The organism is Parajatrophihabitans canadensis (genome assembly GCF_053764775.1).
In genome coordinates this window covers 4,589,857-4,611,173 of sequence record NZ_CM132445.1, presented here as the reverse complement: position 1 = coordinate 4,611,173, position 21,317 = coordinate 4,589,857, and the positions used below count along the sequence as shown (strand labels likewise).

The window sequence follows — 21,317 nt, the reverse complement described above, 5'->3', positions numbered from 1 at the left end:
AACGGGGACCAACAGTCGAAGTTGACGGTCACGGCCGGACGGTGGAAAGGATGGGTGACAGCGGGAGGACACTTTGCAAGGCCCTCGCCGAACGCTCTGGTGTGGACCCCGGATGGCTGTAGAGGCTGTTTGCTCATAGGGATCTCCGTTTCCGGCCGATACGACCTTCCGCGGTTGTTTCTGATTCGGCGGTCGGCTGCGGCGGTGGAGGTGGTTGGCCAAGTTGTCTAGTCGCCGCTCGTACCTGATCTCCCAGACCGGTGACTGCTGGCGGCGGTAGCGTTTGGATGGAGCACCACCCCGACGGAGTTCCCCTCGTCGTCAGGTTTGCGTACGCGGCGTGTGCGCCTAATGATTGAAAATCAACTGGGTCAAGTTCTGGGGACTGCCGAGCCATATCGCGGGCGTCATCCGGGTCGTTCGGTCTAAACACGAGCTTGGACTTTGCGTTGCTGTCGACGGCTGCGCGCATCTCAATCGGCAGCTGTGCGCGATACTGATGGGCGATATGCCATCCCACGCCTAGTGACCTCGACTGAGCAAGGGCGTTACCGATCGAACTGGGGAGATGCAGATATTGTTGGACTTCATCCACAAATATCGAGGCGGGATCTCCAGCCGGATTACGTTCGTTGGCCCTCTCGAGCGTCGCCGACCAGGCTTCGGCGACGATGAGCGAGCCCAGGAGTTGTGCAGTCAGTGGGCCAATCAGCCCCTCGTTCAGCGGCACCAAAACGATCCGCCTCCGCTGGAAGATGTCCCGTAGCCGAAAGACCGGCTGCGGTTGGCCGAGGATGCGCCGTAAGCTTGGCCGAAGCAAGTACTGGCGCAACTTATTGAGAGGCGCTGATATGGCCTGGGCCTGTGCAGTGGGCGTCATGCCTTGATACCAGGCCCAGAACTGACCAAGCCCAGGGTCCCCAGCCACCTCTCCGATGATTGGCGTGCGAAACGCGGATTCCGTTAGTAACCGCGGCAAGTCCAATAAGGTGAAGGGCAGCAGGCCGTCGCCGGAAGTGTTGGACCGTATCGCTCGCTCGTGCCCGACTCGCGCCAGAGTCAGCAGCCCACTGTGGACGATGTCCTGCGTCCGAGGTCCCCACCCATCATGAAATACCGCGGCTAAGACAGCCAGCAGGCCGTCGACCACTACGTCGGGATCACGCGCGCCCACATCCAGCGGATTGAATCCCGCCGGGGTCAGTTCAGCCGGGTCAATAATCACGACATCGCTGATTCGATTTTCCGGTATTGCTCTGTCGACGATGTCGTCGATTAGCTGCCGCTTTGGATCGATCACCAGCACCGCTCGCCCAGCTTCGATGTCTGCGCGAATCAAGTGAAGCAAGGCGGTTGACTTGCCCGAGCCGGTCGGCCCCAAGGCGACTAGATGTCCAAGGCTGTCCGCCGCTGATATGCCCACGGGACGTGCCTGGCCATGGGCAATCGACCTCGCGAATACACGGTCGCTGGTACTCACCGATGCCGGTACTGGAAGCCGTCGAGGATGAAGAGGTGGCAATCCAGGCATGTCCCGTTCGCCGATTGGCCAGCCCAGCAAGCCGGACAGCTCATTGATTGCCAAGTGAAGCGGCCAACGCCATGGTGCTGACGCCGCATCCACCCGACTCGGCCGTTCGCCAACCATGTCGATATGGACGTTGCGGCTCTGAGCGGTAGATATTGCGCCGAGAATCCCTACCGTCAATTGATGTCGACGCTGCGGGGACCGGGCAGCAACCCCAATGCGGATGGTCGCAGCGAAACCGTGCTTGCCTCGACGCTCGAGGATCTGGTCGCGGACGGGCTTAGGTGCGACCAGTTGGCCACGGGAGATGCGCTGCCACCACGGTTGGAGCGGGTCGGCGATATCACCACGTAGGTGTTTGGGCGACAGCCTTGGTCCGAGCATCACCTGCAGAACCAGAGTTTCCCCCTCGTACATATGTGCGTTCAGGGCGGACAGCAACGCCAAATTACTGCTCTCTGCCCGATCCGTCGCAAGCGCGAAGGAATGGGGGCGGAGCCTAAGACGCCGGGCGCACTGTACCCGGATCCGGTGCTGCCGGCCTTGGAGCCCGCTTATCGCCAGACCTGGCAGAAAGTCTCTCAAAGTTCGTTGCGCCCAGCGCACATTGTCGGCTCGGATGCCGAGCATATGCCGAATGCCGCTGCTCGTGGCACGAGCTTCGAGCACGATCAGCGGCGCTGCGCGGTCCGCTGAGAGACGCAACAGCAGCAGTTCGATCTGCTCAACCGTGAGCGGCCGCGGCAGATCCAGGTCCGAGAACAGCAATTGCTCCTCAGCTATGGACATCGACGTCCTCCGGGTCAGTATCGGAAGTTGAACGTTGCCGTGAGGCGTCACCCTGTCGGGCTGCGTCAGCTTCGGCCTGCGCCTGCTCCATCTCATAGGCCCGCGCAAGGAGGGCCTTGGAGAGACGGATCGGGTCGGGCGGGTCTCGTCTTTGACTGCGGACATAAATACGTCGCGCCTGCTGCTGCCGATGCTTCCGTCGCCTGGCCGTCATAGAGGACACCTCCCGTCCGTAAATAGACTTGCTGAACTGATGAAGCGGTGACCGGGCACACTCGGCATTCCCGTTTCGTATTTAGTTACTGCCAAAATGCTTCTCATTACAAGGGCTCACTTTCGTCGTGGCGCGTTCTGGGATCGCTGGGAACGGGATAACCCGGGATAGTCACATCAGAGTCAATCTGGTTCCCCCACGCGTCCCATCCCGGCTGCCGCCGCCGCGCGAAGAGCTCCAGATACGGTCCCGAGCTAATCCGCTCGATGACGGCGTACTGCTCCTCTGGCTTGTGAGAATGATCCTGTAACGGAGCGAACATCCAGGTTGGCTGCGACCGGTAGTTCACCGGAGCTCGACCACGCGTCCCGAGGATTAGGTGCTCGGTCGCGTTCCTTAGATATTTACCCAGGCCGATTCGAGGTTTGATCCAAGTTAATGGACTGCGTGGCGTAAATCCCCACGACTCCATCACGTCGTAGCCGGCGCGGAGCGTCGCGTTAGTAACCCACAGCCATAGGTGAGCATCCGCTGCCGCAAGACTGCAGATGGGCATAGTCGTGATTTGCTCTAAGGACATGAGGTCGTAGTGTCGCGCGGCACCGAGTGTCCCGCGTTGCTGAACGTCCCAAGGCGGATCGGCGAGAATCGTGCGATACCGCGCTTCACTCTCTTCAGGGTTTTCTGACGGCAGATCGCTTGGGTTCTGGTCGCATGTGAGTTCTGACATGGGTTGCAAGTCCTTTCTGTAGAATGAAGTGAGCGCACGAACCTAGCTCGGCACTTCTGTGGATGAAACTGGCCCTTAGCGGGCCGCATAATCCCCCGGGCGGGACTGCCTTTTACTTAAAGGCGAGACGAGGTCTAGTTCAATATTCCGTTGGAGTGACGCGTCGCCCGAGGCGACGATCGACAAGACAGAGCTTGACATCTACAAATCTCGTAAATCTGCGCGTCTATTTGCGCATGCCGCCGTCCGTAGTGGAATTCACAACACCTCACCGTAGGCAGCCCAGCTTGGGCGAGCCTCATGCGTCGGCCCGTTCCTACACATGACTACCACTTGCGTGAATCGGAGCGCGCCCGCACGATAACCACGGCCGCGACGATGAAAAGACTGACTCCGAAAATTACCAACAGGGCGCTCCAGATAGCCTCGATCAGGCGAACTGCGACGTAGAGCGCCGCTGCTCCCAGTAGCAAACTGAAGCAGACACTGACCAGCCTGTCGTGCATGGACCTAGGATCTGGGGTCATCGCTTTCTCCCGCGATCAACCTTGCGCATCTGCGCTGCCGCCTGTTCGAAGGCCCGCACGATATCTCGGACTGCCCGATCCGCTTCGTCCTCAAGTCGGGCCACCTCGTGTGCGAGTTGTACTTTCACCCGCCGTTGATGCGCGAGCCGGCTCTGTCGGCGTCTTACGGCGCGGCCGAGTATTACGGAGATCAGCGTGAGTACGACTGCGACGGTGACCTCGAGGGCGATGAATCCAAGTGTGACGAAGGCCGCCACACCGATATCGAATGGGTGACTCACGTCGGCCAACCTGAGACGAGGGATAGTGTGTTGGCGGCGATCGTGCTAGCCAACTCGCGCACGAGCGACTCACACGGCTGGTCACCGGTTAGCTGGTCCGCGGTGTGCTCGAGTGAATCGACGACATCCGTCACTTGCTTCAGCAGCAGCTTGAAGCCCTGTGCTCGGGTTAGGGGCAGTGCGCCAATGGCCTGGCCGCATATTGGCGAAGGCGGATCTATGTTTGACATTGCATAGCTCGCTATCTGTTCGTCACTGAAATCGGGCCACGGCGCCGGCTGCGAAAAGCGTGTAGCTGTCAACGATGTGTTCCAAGCGGGCCGCCGCCGCTGCGTCGTCACCAGCCAAGAATGCGGCCTCTCGGCTCAACATTGCGGTCGCGTGGATCGCGATACCCGCTACGAACCCGGCAGCCTGAACGCGCGTGCCGGTGATGAGCCCGTGCGCGATCTCGGCGTTTTGGTGACGGGCTAGGTCTCGGCCTTCCGCTCGGCTAAAACCGGCTGACGCGTCCCCTGTAGTGGTTGTGGAGTTCGTGCGCAGGACGATGTTCGGCATGGTTGCTCTCTTCCTCCAGGTGAAGGGGATGCTCCAGGTTGTGGCACAGCGGTTACCGTTGACCTGATGGCTTTAACTCCAACACCGATGCCGAACAATCCAAAGCACTAGCGTGATAGCACCCCATCGGTATAAGGCGAGTGGTCATTATCAGCGAGAATCAGAGCTCTCAGATCGGCCTGGAGAGACCCCTTGCAGCCGAAGGGGTACGGGATACACCGCCCGACTCTGCGGACACGCCCTTGAAGAGGGATCTCTATCCGGAGTACCTCGGCCCCATAGTCAGCGAAATTGCAGGCAGAGCCGATTCGTTTGATTTGCTTCGGGAACAGGCATTGGAGGGCCAGCGATACAACACCGCACGGGCCTACTGGGGCGATCTGGAACATTGGCGCGACTGGTGCGAGCGGGAATGCATGACGGACCCGTTTGGCGCCACGACGCAGTCGATCGTCGCCTACCTGAACGAGTTGTCGGAGCTGGCGTACAGCCCGAACACACGAGCGCGCCGCTTAACTGCGCTGCGCGCGTTTTACAGGGCTGCCGTAGCTCAAGATCTCGTCGGCTCAGACCCGACGGCCGCGGTTCCGCCTATTCGACGGCGTAGGTAATTCATCGATCCGATGCTGAGCTCTCAGATACACGGAGTCGATGCTCCTTACGTCAACCTCGGACCCGTCAATTCGGTCGATTCACGCCAATCCGTTTCGCCAAACGACGGAGAGTATGTTAGAAGGGCCCGCATGGTCGCGTGTGCTCCGGAAGGACTGCCCTGGACTAGTCGGGTCGTCGGCTGTGTCGCAAGTGCTTCGGCAACGCACAACACGTGATACAACGACACTTCGGTGGACCTTGAGTCGGTTCTCGTTTGGCGCGTTTTGAGCTAGGCGCCGGGGTACAGCCCGGGCGCGCCGCCGATGTTCTGCGCATCTCCCATGCGTACGAGTCGGCGCACCTCATCGACACTGGCGCTGAAAGTCGTGCCGTTACGGCGGATCCAGTAGGTCTGCCTCGCAGGCTCGATGCCGTATGGCGGGGTACCGCCGGCTTTCACGGTGACTATGACGACCGTCTCGCTGGCGCCATCACCTACCTGCGCAAGCTCAATGGTGAACTCCGGTAACGGAACAACCCAGTCCGAGATCCATCGCGTAACAGTGTCCATGCCGGCGCCCGTCGCCTCCTCGGCTCGAATACCAACGACCTCACCGGAGTCGTCAACGCCCATTAGGAGCCAGCCGCCGTCGCCATTGGCGAACGCCGCAATCGTCCTCGCAACATTTCGCCGTTCGTCCCGATCTCTTGGGACCACTGATTTGAACTCCACCTTGGATGATTCGCCAGTCGCGATGAGGGAACGGACAGTGCTGACCGGGTCACCCGAAGTGGCCGACTCCTCCGCGACACCGAAGGCGGACACCAGCGTCCGTTCATCCAGAAGCTCAGAACCGTGCTTCAGCACAAGCCACGCTTCCGGCTCGAGTTCAGAGGCAATGGGCAGCGTGATTCTCTGAACACCGCGCGGCCGCGGCCCTAACCATTCCGATGGACCCGGCGTCGGACCAGCAAGCTCGATCACGGCGCCATCCAGGCGCTGGCCATCGATCGAGACCTCGATCTCGGTTGGACGCACGGAATAATCGAGAATCCGACCGGACGGATCTTGGAACCGCACCGCGGGCCGAGCTGCGGAGAAGCTTGAAGTTCGCGCGTATCCAGCACTGAAGAATCGTGACGAGGCCTGAGCAAAGGTCAGAAACGACGGCGCGTCGGACGCGATGAGCGGCTCCGCGGCCTGGGTTGACACCGTGGCGTCGCCGAATTCGACAGTGTCTGTCGGCCAATCCAGAGGCTCGTACACGTAATGTTGTCGGCTGGGGATGCGACGGGCCCACAGTTGACCCGCACCGAGGGTCGGCAGCTTCAGGGTCTCGCCGCCAAGTTCGATGCGCTCATTAGCGAGGGCTTCCGCCAGGTCGATGCCTGTCAAGTCGATTGCCGCGAACAGCGCCTTTGGGTACTTCCACTGCAACCGCTGCCAGGACGGAGGTGGCCCGTAGGAAACTGCCTCGAACAACCGGATCTTCCACGCAGCATCTTCGAGGGTGACCGCGAAACGGAGCCAGAACCGGCGTTCGGCCTCACATCTACTCAATAGTTCCTCTGCGGTCATTGACGTTATCTGCATGAGCAAAGGTTCTCACCATCCCGACGTAAACCGCGACCGCGGTGTACGCGGAGGCGATGCTGGACCTGTCGGTCGCCCTCAATAGGCTGTGGACATGAGTCCCTCACCTCCCGCAAAACTGCTGGTTGATCTTTCGCACGCGCCTGCATCGGACGAGGGAGAGATTCGCGCATGGGCCTCGAGCCAGACGGTGTTCATATCCAGTGTCATGGGCGGCATGGCGGACGAGCGTCGGGCAGTAGTGGACGCCGTTGAGGCTGTTGGTGCGCGACCCATCTGGTTCGAGGAGTTCGGCGGAATGGACGACGACCCAGAGGAGGCCTACCTCGGCAACGTCGCGAGTAGCAGCATCTACGCCGGGATTCTAGGCCCTCGATACGGCGCTGCGTTGAAGAGTGGCTACAGCGCCACTCATGCCGAATACAACGAGGCTGTGCGCCGAGGACTGCGTATCTCCGTCTGGGCCGCCACCGATGGCCTCGACGGGCCGCAGCGGGATTTTCTCTCCGCCGTACGTGTCTTCCACACGACCGGCACCTATTCCTCGGCGGAGGACCTCGGTGACCGGGTCAAGGCTCGGTTGCGCGCAATGGGCGGTGACGCTCTCTCGCCCTGGGCGAAAATCGGAAATGCCCTTGTGCGTGCGACGAAAATCGATCACAGCGGTCAGGAAATCGTTCTTACCAGTCGCGTCCGAGACGACACCGTCGCGAACGCGGTCGAGGCTATGCGGCCCAGCAATTCGTTCGGCCGCAACTCAGAGACGCGAATTACCTGGCCGTCCGGTACTGCCGCGGTACGTGTAACGAAGGTATCGAGTACGACTACGAGTGCACTCCGTCGCGACATCACGATCACGGCGACCGTGTTGCCCAATGATGGGAATTCATCCGCGATGCGGATGGGTATAAATCAATACAGCCAGGAGGACTTGACGGAGGTAGCGCTCCGTTCGGCGCTGTTCGGCGAACCGAATCCGCTAGGAAACATGTCGTTCCTTGCACAAATGAGTAACCCACTGCCCAGCCTGAGCGGGCTTGGGTTGTCGGAGGATGCATTCGGGCAGATTGCACGCCTGCTGATCACTGAGGAACTCGAGGGCCGTCTGCACGGCGGTCGCATCATCAGTTTTCTCATAAGCCCTGCGCGCAGTGGAACTCGGCGGCTCAGACTCAGTTGGATGCCCGATCGGGTCTATGAAAATGTCGCCCCGCAACCCCGCTCGATCGAAGGGGAAGTAAGTACGATATAGAACGGCGATGCCCGCGAAGATCGGCGTAAGTCCGCGGGGTAGGCATGCAAGACGCTGTTGTGTCGTCTGCGCTCGATGACTAGCCAGATGGCCACGCGCCCTTAGATCGTTGCTAGCTGCGATGGCGACCGACAGAAGCGTTCCTCCGTTGGTTGTATACCAATCAGCCACGGGTTTCAGCTCGCCCGCGAGGCAGGTCAAGGCCATGTTCCGCTTTCTTGCGCCCAGCACCAACTGAACATGATCAGCGTCGTTGAGGCGGGAGGGCCTCCTGGAGCCATAGCGAAACGTGCTGAGGATGACGTGACCTGCTCTTTGGTAATTGCCTAACGGGACCGCTCCTACCCGCCCGACGATCAAATAGCGGCGATGTGGTCGCGTCAACGTCCAGGGGAGAGGTGACGCGGATTAGTCGCTGTGTCGCTGGATCCTGTCGCGATCGAGCTAATTTTGGCTGACGCGATCCGGTTAGCGGGTCCCGGAGCTCGACGAATTCATTGCTACCGTGCTCGACGTGACCGAGCCTGACGAGTCGATTTTAGCCCAGATAGGGACTCTTGGCGGTGTCCGAGGTCACGTCGTCCTCGGGTACGACGAGAGCCAGCCAGAGTCGAATCTTGCGATATGGCAGGTCACACCGGAAGGTCACCCGTCCGGGGCATGGGTGCTACGAATGGAGGAGCTGCTTCAGCAGCCGATCGAATGCCGGCGCAAGCTCGCTTTGATAGAGCGTCGATGTCTTGTCGCCGCCGACCCCCAGGTGTCCGTGCCTCTAGCGACCCGGATTGCTGAAGGGGGCGACGTAAAAATCAAGAATGACGAGTTCCGAAGGTCAACACTGTCATTGGCCCAAATGTGGGTCAGCATCGTCGCGGCTCGAGCCGATTACGTTACCGGCGCCGGGACGTCGCTGCCGTGGCGACGAGAGCTTGACGATTCGGCGCCCGCAACGTTGGAAGCTTTCGCGGCCGTCGTCGGCTTGCGGGCAAGGTCGGACGTGCCTGTCACCCGGCGAGCCTTGATGACCGCCGACGTTGTCGCGTGGCTAGTTGCGCAATGGCAGGATACGGAGACAGTACGGATGCGGCGCAAGCCTCTGAAGGAACAGTTCGGGCCGGCGGCAGCTTTGCCACCTGACTGGTTGTCGGCATTGCAGCGAGCCTACGAACGAGTCCTGCCTTTTCCTGATGCCTCATGAACGAATCAGGGGGGTACGCGATAGTTGACCTGGAGACGACAGGCATCCTCACCGGCTACCACCATCGAGTGGTGGAAGTAGCAGTGGTCCAGCTTGATGAACAGGGCCGAGTCACGGGTGAATTCTCAACGCTGCTGAACCCAGGACGAGACCTAGGACCGCAGCACATCCACGGCATCCGAGCCGCCGATGTCCTGGATGCCTCGCAGTTCGGCGACGTCGCCAGCCACGTCTCGGATCTGCTCCGCGGCCGCGTTCTCGTTGCGCACAACTTACGGTTCGAACTTATGCACCTGTCAGCGGAGTTCGGCCGGTTGGAGGTTCAGTTCCCCGTCACCTACGAAACCCGGGGTGTGCACGATGGGCTGGGCAGCACGGCTGCTACCCGGCGCCGGACGCTCACTATCTGACTGCTGCTACTGGGCCGGAGTTCCGTTCGAAAGAGAGCGCGCCCATGACGCATTAGTCGATGCGCATGCAACCGCAGGACTATTGTCCTCCTATCTGCTGCTGACTGCGCCGGAACCGCCATGGCGCAGTACATGTGACGCGGCCGCAACGGTGAGGTGGCCAGCCCTACCGCCGGTGGCGTTCGCTCCGCGATGTAGGGGCGCCGTAGCGGATGCCGCCGAGCCTCATTTTCTCGCGCGGATGGTAGATAGGCTGCCATTCGTTGGTGACGAAGCGATGGATTCCTACCTCGCGGTCCTCGATTCGGCATTGTTAGACCGCCTGCTATCGGTCACCGAGGCCAGAGCCCTCGTAGAGGTCGCTTCGTCACTCGGTCTGGGTCGGGCGGAGGCCGGAGACGCACATCGCAGGTATCTGGATGCCTTGGCGGCTGCGGCATGGGAGGACGGTGTCGTTACCGATACTGAGCAGGACGATCTGATTGCGGTCGCGAGCATGCTGGGACTATCAGCAGACGACGCGCGCGCGTCGATCGAGGACAAGGAGCCTTCCTCCTACCAGGGTCGGCATGCCTCACCGGAGCCGACTGTCCCGCACTTCGCGTTATCGGCCGGCGATCAGGTCGTGTTCACAGGCGATATGGACCGTGACCGCGCGAGCTGGGAGTCGGAGGCGACGGCTGCCGGTCTGACACCACACCCGGGCGTGACGAAGAAGACGCGGCTAGTCGTTGCGGCCGATCCCGATTCTTTGTCGGGTAAGGCCGCTCAGGCACGCCGATACAAGATCCCGATTGTCACCGAGGCTGCGTTCGAGAAGCTGCTTGCCCGCATCACGCCATAGGGATCAGTCTTCGCGTTGTTGGCCAGTGAGTATCGCGTTCTGGACTAAATGAGCAAGGCGTCGCGGCCGGGCATGTCCGCCGCCATCGTGCGCGGTTCGATTTGTAAAATCGACAAGAGTTGTTTTTGCTGGCCTCTATCGACCAACTGCGACGTCAGGGGTGCCCGGCGGCAGAAGTTCAGCAAGTTCGACTTCGAGGGCGCCCGCCAACGCCGCGAGCGTTCGTAGGCGGGGATTGGCTGGGGTACCTGGGTTGGATTCACCTTTCTCCAGCTTGCGGTACGTGAACGCCGTGATATCAGCAGCGACAGCAAGCCGTTCCTGTGAGAGGCCCCGCTCGATGCGCAGTTGATGCAGGCGGACGCCCAGGTCGCGGGTATAGCGGATCCAGGGATCGTCGGACCCGCGTTTCGCCACCGATTAAGCGTGTAGGACGTTCTCGGTTGCCCTACGCATGTATACATGCCAAAATCTGGATGCGCATGTAGCGCGAGGAACAGACAACGGAGGCAATCATGAGCGGTGGCGGTGGCGGCGATTTCCTGACGGATCGCGGACGGCGATTCGGAGTGATCGGACGGCTAGTGCGGGCGATGGTGGCTCGCATCGGCTGAGTTCGCTTGCTCAGAATCGAACCGGCTCGGAAGTGAGGCTACGCCCGAGCCGGTTCTCAGCGCCCGACAGCGCACGTGCAATTTCCTATTAAATTGGTATACTTTCATATAGGTACCATGCATGATCCGCTTCACCGCCTTTACCAAACCAAACTTGCGTTGCTTGCGACGACCCTATTCTTCGTCGGCCTGGCGCTCCTGATCCTCGGCCACTGGTTGCCACACCTGAACGGGTGGGCATGGAGCGGCAACTGGCCGATCGTCGATATTGGTTCGGCAATGTTTACAACTGGTTTGCTTGGCGTTGCCCTGCAATACATCGACGGACAAGATAGTGAGGACCGGGATACCGCACGTTTGGAGCGCGTCCTGGGCGCGGCGGCTCCGGCCATGCGAGACGCCGTAATTGCAGGCTTCGCCTTCGAGCCGCAGGACATCGCACGCGTCGCGACATCTGAAACACTCGACAAGATCGTGACTAACGGCCTAGCGCTGCGCTTAGGAGATCAGGCGTTCGCCGAGGAGCTGTATGACGATCTGCGCGGGCAGGCGGCGGACGCGCCCGAGCGACTTGAAGATGTTCGGATTGCCGTTCGTATATCTACAGACAGGCGAACGCCGAAGGGCTGTGCGCCGCGGCTCATCATCACGATGCGCTGGGAATACAGCCTTCGTCCGCATTTTGCTGTCCGCCGCTTTTCAGCCGTTTCCGACTTGCGCGAGTATCGGGACATCACGCAGGACACGGCGGCTAACTCGGTTTGGTTTGTGGGCCGCCGTGCAGGCCTGGAGGCCGCAGACAAGAATGCCTTTGAGCTTATGGACTTCGCCGTGGATGGTGTTGAGCGACCGATCCGGCGAACCGCCCGTCAGAGCGGCCAAACGTATACCGCCCGTTTGGGGGATGAGGCAATAGGCGCAAGCGAGCCGGTCGGACTGGCGTATACCTACCGGACGCGAGTGCCACTCCAGGAAAACTTGCTGCAGCTTCGCGTAGACCAACCGACGCGCGGGTTGTCGGTCATCGTGGATTATACCGATACCGAATTTGATCATCTGAACGTTTTGGATTTCATCGCCAGCAACGACCGGACGCGGATCAGCAGGAGTCCCACGGAAACACCGGGCAAGGTGGTCACAGTCGAGTTTGACGGATGGGTCATGCCCCGATCTGGGATGGCGTTCGTCTGGCCGAGCGAGGAGCGAACAGCGTGGGACACCTAGGCGCGCGGACCTTGGCAACCATGCGCGCTGTGGCAGTGATAGGCAGGTACAACGGAAGTGCCTAGCCCGAGGATGCGAACCACAATCTGAGCTGCGTCACCCAATTTGTTGATGGGCGCGCTCACTTCTTCGATGCTGACCTCAACAACGCGGGGAGGTACGGGCTCTAGATCGGTCTGCAGAACAACTAGGTCGATAGTCCCTGGAATGCTGCATGTAAGCATCTAAAATCCTGGCCCGTCGTCGTCTGTTGCTTTCAGTCGGGCGGAGTTCGCGCAGCTTCTGCTTGCATTGTCGGCACCGCTGTGTACTGCACGCGCGCCGCCGCTTGTTGAGGCCGGCTTGATACCCCCAAGAGCGCCGAAACCGTCGCCCCATGCAACCGCACCGCAACCTGGATTGGCAGTCTCACTTCCGCCCGGGCTCGAGCTGATCAGGCTTCCGCAGTAACCCGAATGCCGTAGATCGAGCGCATCGACCGTTCCGGAACCGCATGACGCGACTGTCCGCTGAAGCTAGCGAAGAGATATATCCTTGGCCGTACGGGACTCGAAGGGTCGGGGTGCGTCTGCTGTCGTCGGTCTGCAGTGCCCATACAGAGCACTTTGGGCGCTTAAGGCCATCATGTTCAGGTGACGGAATCTGGACTTTTCCAATTGAGGAGGCGCGCGGGGCTGCGTCACCGACTCCCGGAAATACGTAGCGTTGCCGCGCGTTCGGGCCATAAGGCCCCTGACCCACTGCGATATCGGATTGGTGCGTAGTTTACTCACGCTTGGGTGCAGACAGTGCACATGTGCGAAAGAACCAGCCACCGCTCTATCCCTTTCAGATCATTGTTTAGAGGCGGCGGCGAAGATATTCATTAGCGGCCTGCTAATCGATCGGCCGACTTGGGATTGCCTTTCTAACTAGCCGCCAACTGGAGCTCGAGAGTTTTGGCCTGCTTCCAGGACCGAACATAGGGCTTGCTGTGCGTGGACTCCGAAACGCCGAGGTCGCGGGCCCATAATCTTATCGCGCGAAGAGCGACCGCGGCCTCTGTGCCTGCTAGTGATAGTTGCCGAGGTTCAACGCCTTCTGTGGCTGCCCGCATCGCTCGGACGCCGAGTAAGAAGTATGGTTGTTCCTCGATGTTCCTTCGCTGTGTAGACGCGAGCTCCGAGCAGGCCACTCCTAGTGACTGAATTTCATCCGACCCCTCAAATACGACTTTCATTTTGTCCACCGAGTTACTTTCCAAACCTTCGTAATGCATTTTTGCACCTCCTGTTAATGTTGCGTTAATTATTATAATGCCTGCATATCGATTGTGCTATAGCAAGCAACCTCCGGCGCAGGTGTGGTGTGATAGCGTTCCTGAGCTGCCGATACTGTTCGGGCGCCCCCATGGAGGATGAGAGATTTGACGAAGCCCGATCAACGGCGGTCGTACGAGCCCGAAATCGACGCCGCGCTGAACGCGTTTAAGGCGCTTCGCGACCAATGGGCGCTGCTGCGAAGGACGGGTAGCTACACGAGTGGGCAGCGCGACGAACTTTCTAGGCTTCAGACCGTCGCTCAAAGGTCGGCGGCTATGGCGGACCCGTTCATTGTCGAGAGCCGAGACCGCTTGGACAGTGACAGCAGCACCTACGAAGATCGACACCTGGCGCTTAGTCGGATCGATCATGCGACGGCGTTGTGGGTAACCGAGCGTGAAGTTGTAGGCGGCTTCGTGGAGCCTCGCGAGTTGGATGGATACCTGCACGAGGCCAAGAAGACTCTCGGGAACAAACGGCGAGCGAAGTTGCCCTTGCCGCCGCCGTTTTCCGACGACGCTCCGATCGTGAGCCTCGCGAATCAGCTGTCGGTTCCGCGACAGATTCCTAAACGGCGCGACGTGGGCAGAGCAGCCGACGTTCGAATCCTCGCTATCAACGCGATTCTCGTCGTGTTGTCCAACTGCTTCATTGATGCGCCGGACGTCACTTTTGATATGTCTTACTCGGTAAGTGTCGGCATCGCAATCTAGAACCGCCGATCGGGGGAGACGTGCCTGATGACCGCCACTGTTGTTATCGCTTGCGTCAGCCTGGCTATCTCGGCCGCGTCGTTTGTGAACTCGGTGTGGTGGAATCGGCGAGCTGACAGGAATCACGCGACTAACCTTGCGGCCGAGACAACCGCGCAAAACGTGCAAATCCGATATGATAGAGCAACGGGTGGTTTGACCGTATATAATCATTCGTTCGAAGTTATTGAACTCCACGCAGTTGTAATCGGTAGGGATGATCCGCTGACGCCGACTAACGTCCGCATGGAGCCGAAGAGCGACGAGACGTGGCAGGTACCACCAAATACTCCGCTCGCCGATGCGCGGTCGGCCACGATCACTTTTCAAGATTGCCGCCACTGGACGTGGGAACGCGTAGGCCGTCATCAACCGCGCATTGTTTCGAAGGGCGGAGACGCCTAGAGGCCTCGCACTGAGAGTCGCGTTTGCCCGCACGGTGGCTCTCCCGACGCGAGTAGGTGCTTGAGAGGCAAGTGTGCGCCCTGCCGAGGCACAGGGGACGAACCGCCTGTAAAACTTGGGAGAAGACTCGTCGACTACCAGGACGGTGGCCCACACCGCCGGAGAAGGTGTCCGCCGTCAGTGCCGCAAACAGGCCACCCGAACGCTTCGCGTGCACTTCGCCAGTAGACACTAGGCAACCTACCGCTGCGCTCAGGCGCGCCGACGAAGACGCGTTACGCGTTACGCGTTACGCTTTGCGTATGCGGACACTTGACACCGCGCATGTCAGCCGGCTGGAGCCGCTGTCACGGGCGGTATTCGGTCAGAAGCTACTGCTGCCGATTGTGTTGGCGGTCGGATATATGACGAGTGAGTTCACCATTGCGGATGTGGCCGCGGCCGTGAGGGTGAAGAATGCGAGTAGTGTGCAGCGGCCCATGACCAGGTTGTCACAGGGCGGATTCATCACGAAGTTAGGTTCAAGACCTGGCGAGAACGTGCGATGGTACCGACGAGAGCCGAGCACTCTGTGGTCCCTTGCCGAGGAGCTGGACCGGCGTGCATCCTCGCTCGGGTACCCGATCTCGATCTCGGCGGTGTCTTCCAAGGAAGTCGCTCTCTTCGATCTGCCCGGCTTAGCCGATCGGTGAGCGCTGCCCGAGGACCGGACTCATGCTCCGACTTCCCAGGCCTGGACGGCGAGTTGGCAGGCGAGTGTTTACCAGGGGCGGGTGTCCGTGGGAATGGGAAAGTCCTCGGTAGTGGCCAGGTGTAGGTCCCCGCTGGTGGCTAGATGAAGTCCCGACGCTCGGTCGTCGTGTCGAGCTGGTCGTCGAGGTCCCGGCTATGACGGTGCTGGTGCCAACCAATGACCGCACCGCGGAGGGTCTCCCTTGAAGACTGCGAGGCAACGTATGAACACCATTTCCGCCTATCGAGAGGTCGGCAGTTATCGGGCTGCAGCACGACCCCGAAGACCGAACGTGCTCGAGCGTCACGATGCCGACGGCGTGCGCCCGGTCACGGCCTTAAGGGCGACGAGCTACGCGGGCGTGACCGGCATGGTCCTGGCAAAGGTCGCCTGCGCGAACGGCGGGATAACGGGGAAGCTGCTCCGCGCCGCTCAGGTCCCCGGGGCCATGAAGGCTCGGCGCGGGAACTTCCGGCGTGTGGTCGCGGTAGCGAAAGCCTCGCAACGAAAGGACGACCACCGCGGCCGCGGGCCGGCGGTGTGTTAGCGCGCGGAGCGGGCGAGCTGGCGGCGCTTCTAGTCGAACGGAGCCGAGGATTTCCGGACCAATTTACGCGACCGTATGCATGGTTCCTTAAGAGATGGAATGACGATCGTTAGTTGGCCCGCTGATCCTCATCCGTTTCGGGAGATCCTATTGGCCCTTGAAATTTTGGGCTCATTTGAGTCTCATTCTGCTTCTTCGACGCCATGTTTGTTTCGACTCGTTCAAAGATCTTTCGCTGTTCTGCCTGATCTGAGGGAGGGAGGGACTGTATGTACGGGTCTCGCATGGCTTCGTCGACGAATGCACCCATGACTATTCCTTTCTGTTTATTTCTCTAAGCACGATTATACGCTCACCGCTATTTTGGTCAAGGAGATTCGCGCGAACCTCGAATTGTGTTCCTCGCTGAAATAGCACTTCCTTTTCCTGCGGTACAGCCGACCACTCGCTAACATCTCGGCCATTCTTCGAAGTGATGTAGAAATGCGTGTTGCCTGGAAACGTCTCTCGCGATTCTTGGCTCGTGGAGAGGAACGAGTGCTCGGTGACGATCTTTCCTGGGACATAGCGAGCTGCTTGTTCCTGACTGAGGTCAGTTCCCCGTTCGACAAGTCCGTGATATATGGGCAGGTCGGTCAATCCGACGTCGATCGCATCAATCTCAGTCCTGTTGTGTTCAAGCAGCCTGGAGTCACCTGACCGCAGCGCGGCGTTGACTACGGCGTACCTCATGACGGTGTAGTCGTGAATCGCTCTGCGCGCCTCCTCGGAGAGTTCTGGCGAGCGGCTAACGGACCGGTACTCGCGCCGCCGCTCACCTTTGGGTAGCGCCTTTTGGTGCGCACGGGGGTCTTCGTTGGCTTCGATAAGGATTTTATCGGGCGTCGGTCTGCGGCGCTGCTCATGCGCGGAAGCTGTTCCGTCGTAAGGTTGTGCACGCAGTATCTGACCGCCACCAATCCGCTGTGCGATGGTTGCGGCGTGTTGATCGGTTCCTACCCGGTCATCCAGAGCTTCGCGGATCGAGTCCCGATGGGGGATGTCGCCACGGTTGTTCCTCGGTAGGCCGACTTCGCCTCGGTCCGAAGCCGAGTCTTCGATTTCTGCGTAGTTGCGGTGGTCAGCTGGCTGCGTCGCGCGTGACCGAGCGGGCGGGGTCCCGGCTTCTAAACGTCTGCCGTTACTGACAGATGTTGGGGTTTCCTTTGACTCCGGGCTTGAGCCGTGTAGTACCTCCCGGCCCCAGGCCGCGGCGTCGGCGCGGAGCCGTTCGGTATCCGTTTCAACGGGCCCTTTGACCTCGCGTGAATCTTCAACGTTCGATTCTTTGGCTTCACTGGTGCTGATCCTGCACCACCTCGCGAGCTGACTGAATAAGTGTTGGGCGGTCGTCGATGCCTGGGCGTAGGCGGAAGGCATCACCATTAATTGAGAGGTGGACGGCACCGCAATAGGCTCGCTGCACATCATGGTCGCTGGTCTTGCTTAGCAACTCCAAGATCGGACGAACGGCGTCGCCAGTACCAGCGAGGTTGCCGCGCCAGAGTTCCCGGGCTTCTACGCCGAGCTCGTCCGCGATACGACCGCCTGCACGTCGGACGTCCGTACGGCATCCAGTCGCGCAGATTTCAGACGCACAAAGGCTATATGGCAGCAGGCGCATAGTCTGTCGGCGGAGGTCACCCATGTGCTCGATGACGGTCTCATCCGGGACCTGCCGGCCGCTGTCGACGCCAGGACTGGGTTCTACTTGGACTAGTTCGATCTCATCTTGTTCGGGCCAGCGGGCGATCGCTTCACCCTTCGTCAGCCGAGCGGTAATCTCGCGGGTCTGGTCGCTTGCGTCCAGGTCATCGAGCATCGCGTTGCGGTCTACCGAACTCTCCATACGGTGCAGAATTCGTGTGCCCGTGTTGGCGACGGCCGCGTCCGCGAGCGCCCCCGGACTCTGGCTGCTCAAGATGAAACCTTCGCCGAGTGAGCGGAGCTCACCGATGGCTTCGCAGAAGCCCCGGACCGAATCTGCCCGTGCATGTGCAGTAGAAGCCGCATCGTCCGAGCCAAGGTTTCCCTTCGCAAGTAGGCGGTGCGCCTCCTCGACCACGGTGACATGTCGGAGCTGGCCGCCGGTGGATCCCCGCCGTTTGGCAGCTGACCGCACTCGGTCGAGCACGAATGCCGCCAACACAGCCTTCTCGTCAGCGTCATGAATGTCGTTCATCTCGATCACCGTCGGACGGGCCATCAACGACGGGAAATCTGATGAACGCACGGTATCTAACAGCTTGCCTCTACTGCCCTGCAAGAGACTCTCGAGACGCACCTTGAAAGCGCGGCCGATGTTTCTAGCCTCCCCCTCGTAGCCAGCCTTGTCGAAGACTGCCTGGTAGACATTCATCAGGTCACGCAAAGTCGGCGGGGCAACTCCATCGGCGCCGGTGGTGTCGTCGTCCCACCCGGCGCGGTAGTAGGTCTCAGGAAGTGCCTTGGCCAGGATCTCTGGTTGTGGTGGGAATAGCGGCAACGCCATCTTGAGCGACGCGATGATGGCGCTCTGATGTATTTCGCAGCGCACGCCAGCGGGTGGATCCAAGGGGTTCAATCGCAGGGGTGAAAGACCTTCGTTGCCGAGTGTGACGATGAGCAGTTCATCAAGTCCTGCAGTGCCGAGCAGCGACCGGTACTCGGTTTTAACCGACTCGATAACGAGAAAGGGAATCCGGAAGTCACGCCAAAGCTGAACGAGAAGGCTGAGTACCGTGGTCGTCTTGCCAGAGCCTGATGCCCCGACGATCAGCGCATGTCGATTAATGGCCGCGAGCGGCAAAACAACCTGGCGGCTTCGCCGACCGCGGTGGAGCGTCGAGCCAAGATGCAGCCCCGGCGCTGCTGAACCGGTCACCGTCACCGTCTCGCGGTGGACGGCGGCACGGCGTGATAACGGCATCCCGGCAACGCCCTGTTCGTCTGGCACAGGCAGCATCAATAAACCGGCCGCTTCCTGCTCACTGAAGAAGTACGGCATGCGCTCCAAAGTGATGGGTGCCTGGTCATCGGACATCGACCAGACGGGGTGGCGCCGTCTCGGGAAGACCAGTCCGAGCGTCGCCGTCTGCCAGGCCTCAGAGTCGCTGACGTCGTTTACGAGACTGAATTTGGCGGGCAGCGGGTTATCTGACTGATCGGTGCCTTCGGTGACGATGGAGCCAACCAGCGACGCAATCCGCTGCAGCTCATGCCTAGGCGCGGCTACCCCGATACGGGCCAGAACACCCATGCGCTCGGGGAATCGCTGCCAGGCTGCCAGGACGGCCTGGGCGCCTGCATCCGGTGGGTTCACGATCTGGTTGCCGAAGAAGTCGTAGGTTTGCTGCGGCGCTGCCAAATGGGTCGCGATCGAACACACGTGATCGACCGCCCGACGCTCGAGGTCAGTCATCGCGGTTGGTAGGAGGACGATGCTCAGGAAACCCGGTTGGTCAATTGAGGCCAGCGCGTTCGCCAAGCTTGGCCAGCCACTGCCGGAGCCGCCCAACGGGTGTATGAGGTAGTAGTAACTGGCTACGTCGGTTGGCACGAAGGGCCCGGTAGCCCGGGTTTCTTCTGCACGCTCGATCTCGACCCATGATTCGATGCCTGCTGGAAGCGGCGATTGGACGGAGCTGAATTCGTAGCCTGGAGGGAATAGCGCGACGGCGTTTTCGACCATTTGGCCAGCCCAGCTGCGCGCTGTCTCAAGTCGGCTTCCGAGCGCTCGTCCGATGATCAGCACCCGTAGTCGGTGCCCGGTCCCACCCCAGATGTAACGGAGCTCTAGGCTTCCCGCATTCTGCCAAGCCTGCAAGCTGCGAACGATTCGCGCAGCGAGCTGACGATGCTCGTGTCCATTCAAGGACGCTTGTTGACCTGCCTCCAGCCTCGGGGCGGCGAGAAGCTCCACCGCGGCGGCACCCCAGTAGTAGTCCGGAGCTTCCAAGAACCGCCCATCACCAGTCCATATTGGTGGATCGGAGGCCCACTCGAGGGCGGCAATAGGGCCCGCACGACGACCGGCGCGAGGATTCATAACTGGTGATTCAGTACTCTAGCTATCGAACGGATTTTGGATTTTGAAAGGCATAGGCTCATCCCGATCCGTGGATGGCTGCGGGGGGCCGCCTCCAATGATGCGGTCGTGAGCGACGCTGCGCTCTGCGCCTGCAGCCTGACTTTGCTGCTTTCCGTTGAAGTAGGCGAACGTCTGATAGGGCCAGCCGAATGCGTATGCGAGACCGAGACCACGCCGCACTATTGGTGCCTGGGACCGGTCTGTCTTCTTAGCCCAAAAGTATGGCCACGTTAGCATCACGCCGATGAAATAAAGACCAAAAATTAGTCCGAAAAAAGCGCCCATAACTAAAAATCTCCTTGGCTTCGAGGTTACTCATACTCCGAGAAAACCGCCTGGGTGTTGGTGACCATGCTGGAGCAAGTCCACAATTTGCTGGATAGCAGGAAGCACCGCGTACGTGTGGACGGTTTCAACGATGGACATCACTTCGTCTACATCCAAATCGGTCGCTGCACCAAGATTGAAATAGCCAATCTGGCGTCCTCCTGCGCGCTCGGCACCCACGAGATACCAGCCGACCTTGAGGCTTGCGCCTGAGGGAGCGCCATAGTGGGCTGCCTTATAGTGACGCAGGCGGGGGCTCGTTGGCTCAACCACCAAACATTGTATTTGCGGAGAGCGAAATCCGCCCGATGAGAAGAAGTCGATCGACATTGTGACTGGAGGTTCGTATTCCTGAACCCCGTTCGCAACGGCCCGAAGATACTTCTCACCGTGCGAAGCGGCGCGCGGAATGGTTTCGTTAAAGGAATGCAGTACTGTACCGTCGCTGATTCGAATTGGCATTCCATTTCCCCGTGTTACACGCTGCCGACCGCCCAGCGTTGCGTCGTACTGACATCTGCCGCTCGGCAGTAGACAAGACTATAGAGGTCGGGGCCTTCGCCATCGCGGGGGCGGCGAAGAACGACGTTGTTTGTTCATCCTCTATTTAGCTTTGATGTACGCGTCCCAAATCGGGATGGGCATTCGTATAGGTGCTCCGCGGATCGGTCTAATCGGACGTGAGTAATTGAGACGCGGACCGGCGTGTCGATTCGCCCGTGGACGCAGATGGGCCCGTTCCATCGTTTGCGCCCATTTCGCCATGTATCGGCTGTGCGCGCAGCTT

General features: G+C 60.3%; 19 protein-coding genes. 9 read left to right on the top strand and 10 right to left on the bottom strand.

Annotation, left to right across the window (positions count from 1 at the left end; all coding sequences use genetic code 11):
• Positions 1-133: 133 nt before the first annotated feature.
• The 5 genes from ACSMXN_RS22150 to ACSMXN_RS22130 form a co-directional block, all read right to left on the bottom strand.
• The gene (locus ACSMXN_RS22150) at positions 134-2,317 is read right to left on the bottom strand and encodes a type IV secretory system conjugative DNA transfer family protein (protein WP_022914357.1); all 2,184 of its coding nucleotides are present in this window, start codon (positions 2,315-2,317) and stop codon (positions 134-136) included.
• A gap of 320 nt (positions 2,318-2,637) precedes the next feature.
• Positions 2,638-3,261 carry an MT-A70 family methyltransferase gene (locus tag ACSMXN_RS22145; protein WP_022914358.1) on the bottom strand — a complete coding sequence of 208 codons (624 nt, stop codon included), beginning with the start codon at positions 3,259-3,261 and terminating at the stop codon, positions 2,638-2,640.
• A 326-nt stretch (positions 3,262-3,587) separates the two neighbouring features.
• The gene (locus ACSMXN_RS22140) at positions 3,588-3,767 is read right to left on the bottom strand and encodes a hypothetical protein (protein WP_022914359.1); all 180 of its coding nucleotides are present in this window, start codon (positions 3,765-3,767) and stop codon (positions 3,588-3,590) included.
• Between the two features lie 17 nt (positions 3,768-3,784).
• Positions 3,785-4,069, bottom strand: a complete 285-nt coding sequence (locus ACSMXN_RS22135) for a hypothetical protein (protein WP_155958452.1) — start codon at positions 4,067-4,069, stop codon at positions 3,785-3,787.
• Positions 4,070-4,321: 252 nt separating this feature from the next.
• Positions 4,322-4,627 carry a hypothetical protein gene (locus ACSMXN_RS22130; protein ID WP_022914362.1) on the bottom strand — a complete coding sequence of 102 codons (306 nt, stop codon included), beginning with the start codon at positions 4,625-4,627 and terminating at the stop codon, positions 4,322-4,324.
• A gap of 242 nt (positions 4,628-4,869) precedes the next feature.
• Here ACSMXN_RS22130 and ACSMXN_RS22125 point away from each other — a divergent pair, with 242 nt between their 5' ends.
• Complete coding sequence (locus ACSMXN_RS22125) at positions 4,870-5,238, top strand: site-specific integrase (protein WP_196811362.1); 369 nt, start codon at positions 4,870-4,872, stop codon at positions 5,236-5,238.
• A gap of 272 nt (positions 5,239-5,510) precedes the next feature.
• Here the strand turns inward: ACSMXN_RS22125 and ACSMXN_RS22120 are convergent, their stop codons facing one another.
• Positions 5,511-6,815 carry an ATP-binding protein gene (locus ACSMXN_RS22120; protein ID WP_081649226.1) on the bottom strand — a complete coding sequence of 435 codons (1,305 nt, stop codon included), beginning with the start codon at positions 6,813-6,815 and terminating at the stop codon, positions 5,511-5,513.
• A 94-nt stretch (positions 6,816-6,909) separates the two neighbouring features.
• On the opposite strand from ACSMXN_RS22120, the gene ACSMXN_RS22115 reads away from it, so the two are divergent.
• The 4 genes from ACSMXN_RS22115 to ACSMXN_RS22100 all read left to right on the top strand — a co-directional run bounded on the left by ACSMXN_RS22115 (position 6,910) and on the right by ACSMXN_RS22100 (position 10,519).
• Positions 6,910-8,067 (top strand): DUF4062 domain-containing protein, encoded by a 1,158-nt coding sequence (locus ACSMXN_RS22115; protein WP_022914365.1) that lies wholly within the window; start codon positions 6,910-6,912, stop codon positions 8,065-8,067.
• A 514-nt stretch (positions 8,068-8,581) separates the two neighbouring features.
• The gene (locus ACSMXN_RS22110; protein WP_155958453.1) at positions 8,582-9,265 is read left to right on the top strand and encodes a DUF6218 family protein; all 684 of its coding nucleotides are present in this window, start codon (positions 8,582-8,584) and stop codon (positions 9,263-9,265) included.
• Complete coding sequence (locus ACSMXN_RS22105) at positions 9,262-9,675, top strand: exonuclease domain-containing protein (protein ID WP_051148956.1); 414 nt, start codon at positions 9,262-9,264, stop codon at positions 9,673-9,675. Before ACSMXN_RS22110 ends, ACSMXN_RS22105 begins: the two co-directional genes overlap by 4 nt.
• Positions 9,676-9,916: 241 nt before the next feature.
• Positions 9,917-10,519, top strand: a complete 603-nt coding sequence (locus tag ACSMXN_RS22100; protein ID WP_196811363.1) for a hypothetical protein — start codon at positions 9,917-9,919, stop codon at positions 10,517-10,519.
• Positions 10,520-10,654: 135 nt separating this feature from the next.
• On the opposite strand, the gene ACSMXN_RS22095 is transcribed toward ACSMXN_RS22100, so the two are convergent.
• Positions 10,655-10,936, bottom strand: coding sequence for a helix-turn-helix domain-containing protein (locus ACSMXN_RS22095; protein WP_022914367.1), 282 nt, complete (start codon positions 10,934-10,936; stop codon positions 10,655-10,657).
• A gap of 314 nt (positions 10,937-11,250) precedes the next feature.
• On the opposite strand from ACSMXN_RS22095, the gene ACSMXN_RS22090 reads away from it, so the two are divergent.
• The 4 genes from ACSMXN_RS22090 to ACSMXN_RS22075 all read left to right on the top strand — a co-directional run bounded on the left by ACSMXN_RS22090 (position 11,251) and on the right by ACSMXN_RS22075 (position 16,095).
• Positions 11,251-12,357, top strand: a complete 1,107-nt coding sequence (locus ACSMXN_RS22090) for a hypothetical protein (RefSeq protein ID WP_022914368.1) — start codon at positions 11,251-11,253, stop codon at positions 12,355-12,357.
• 1,405 nt (positions 12,358-13,762) lie between these two features.
• A complete protein-coding gene (locus tag ACSMXN_RS22085) occupies positions 13,763-14,371 on the top strand; it encodes a hypothetical protein (protein ID WP_155958454.1) in 609 nt (202 codons plus the stop codon).
• 746 nt (positions 14,372-15,117) lie between these two features.
• Positions 15,118-15,507 (top strand): hypothetical protein, encoded by a 390-nt coding sequence (locus ACSMXN_RS22080; protein ID WP_022914371.1) that lies wholly within the window; start codon positions 15,118-15,120, stop codon positions 15,505-15,507.
• Positions 15,508-15,771: 264 nt separating this feature from the next.
• Positions 15,772-16,095 (top strand): hypothetical protein, encoded by a 324-nt coding sequence (locus ACSMXN_RS22075; protein ID WP_155958455.1) that lies wholly within the window; start codon positions 15,772-15,774, stop codon positions 16,093-16,095.
• A gap of 312 nt (positions 16,096-16,407) precedes the next feature.
• On the opposite strand, the gene ACSMXN_RS22070 is transcribed toward ACSMXN_RS22075, so the two are convergent.
• The 3 genes from ACSMXN_RS22070 to ACSMXN_RS22060 form a co-directional block, all read right to left on the bottom strand.
• Positions 16,408-17,541: an ADP-ribosyltransferase gene (locus ACSMXN_RS22070; RefSeq protein ID WP_196811364.1), complete on the bottom strand. Its 1,134-nt coding sequence runs from the start codon at positions 17,539-17,541 to the stop codon at positions 16,408-16,410.
• Positions 17,429-20,161 carry an ATP-binding protein gene (locus tag ACSMXN_RS22065; RefSeq protein ID WP_022914375.1) on the bottom strand — a complete coding sequence of 911 codons (2,733 nt, stop codon included), beginning with the start codon at positions 20,159-20,161 and terminating at the stop codon, positions 17,429-17,431. The genes ACSMXN_RS22070 and ACSMXN_RS22065 overlap by 113 nt, the downstream gene beginning before the upstream one ends.
• Before the next feature lie 357 nt (positions 20,162-20,518).
• On the bottom strand, positions 20,519-20,992 hold the full coding sequence (locus ACSMXN_RS22060; protein ID WP_022914377.1) for a hypothetical protein: 474 nt from the start codon (positions 20,990-20,992) through the stop codon (positions 20,519-20,521).
• Positions 20,993-21,317: the final 325 nt, after the last annotated feature.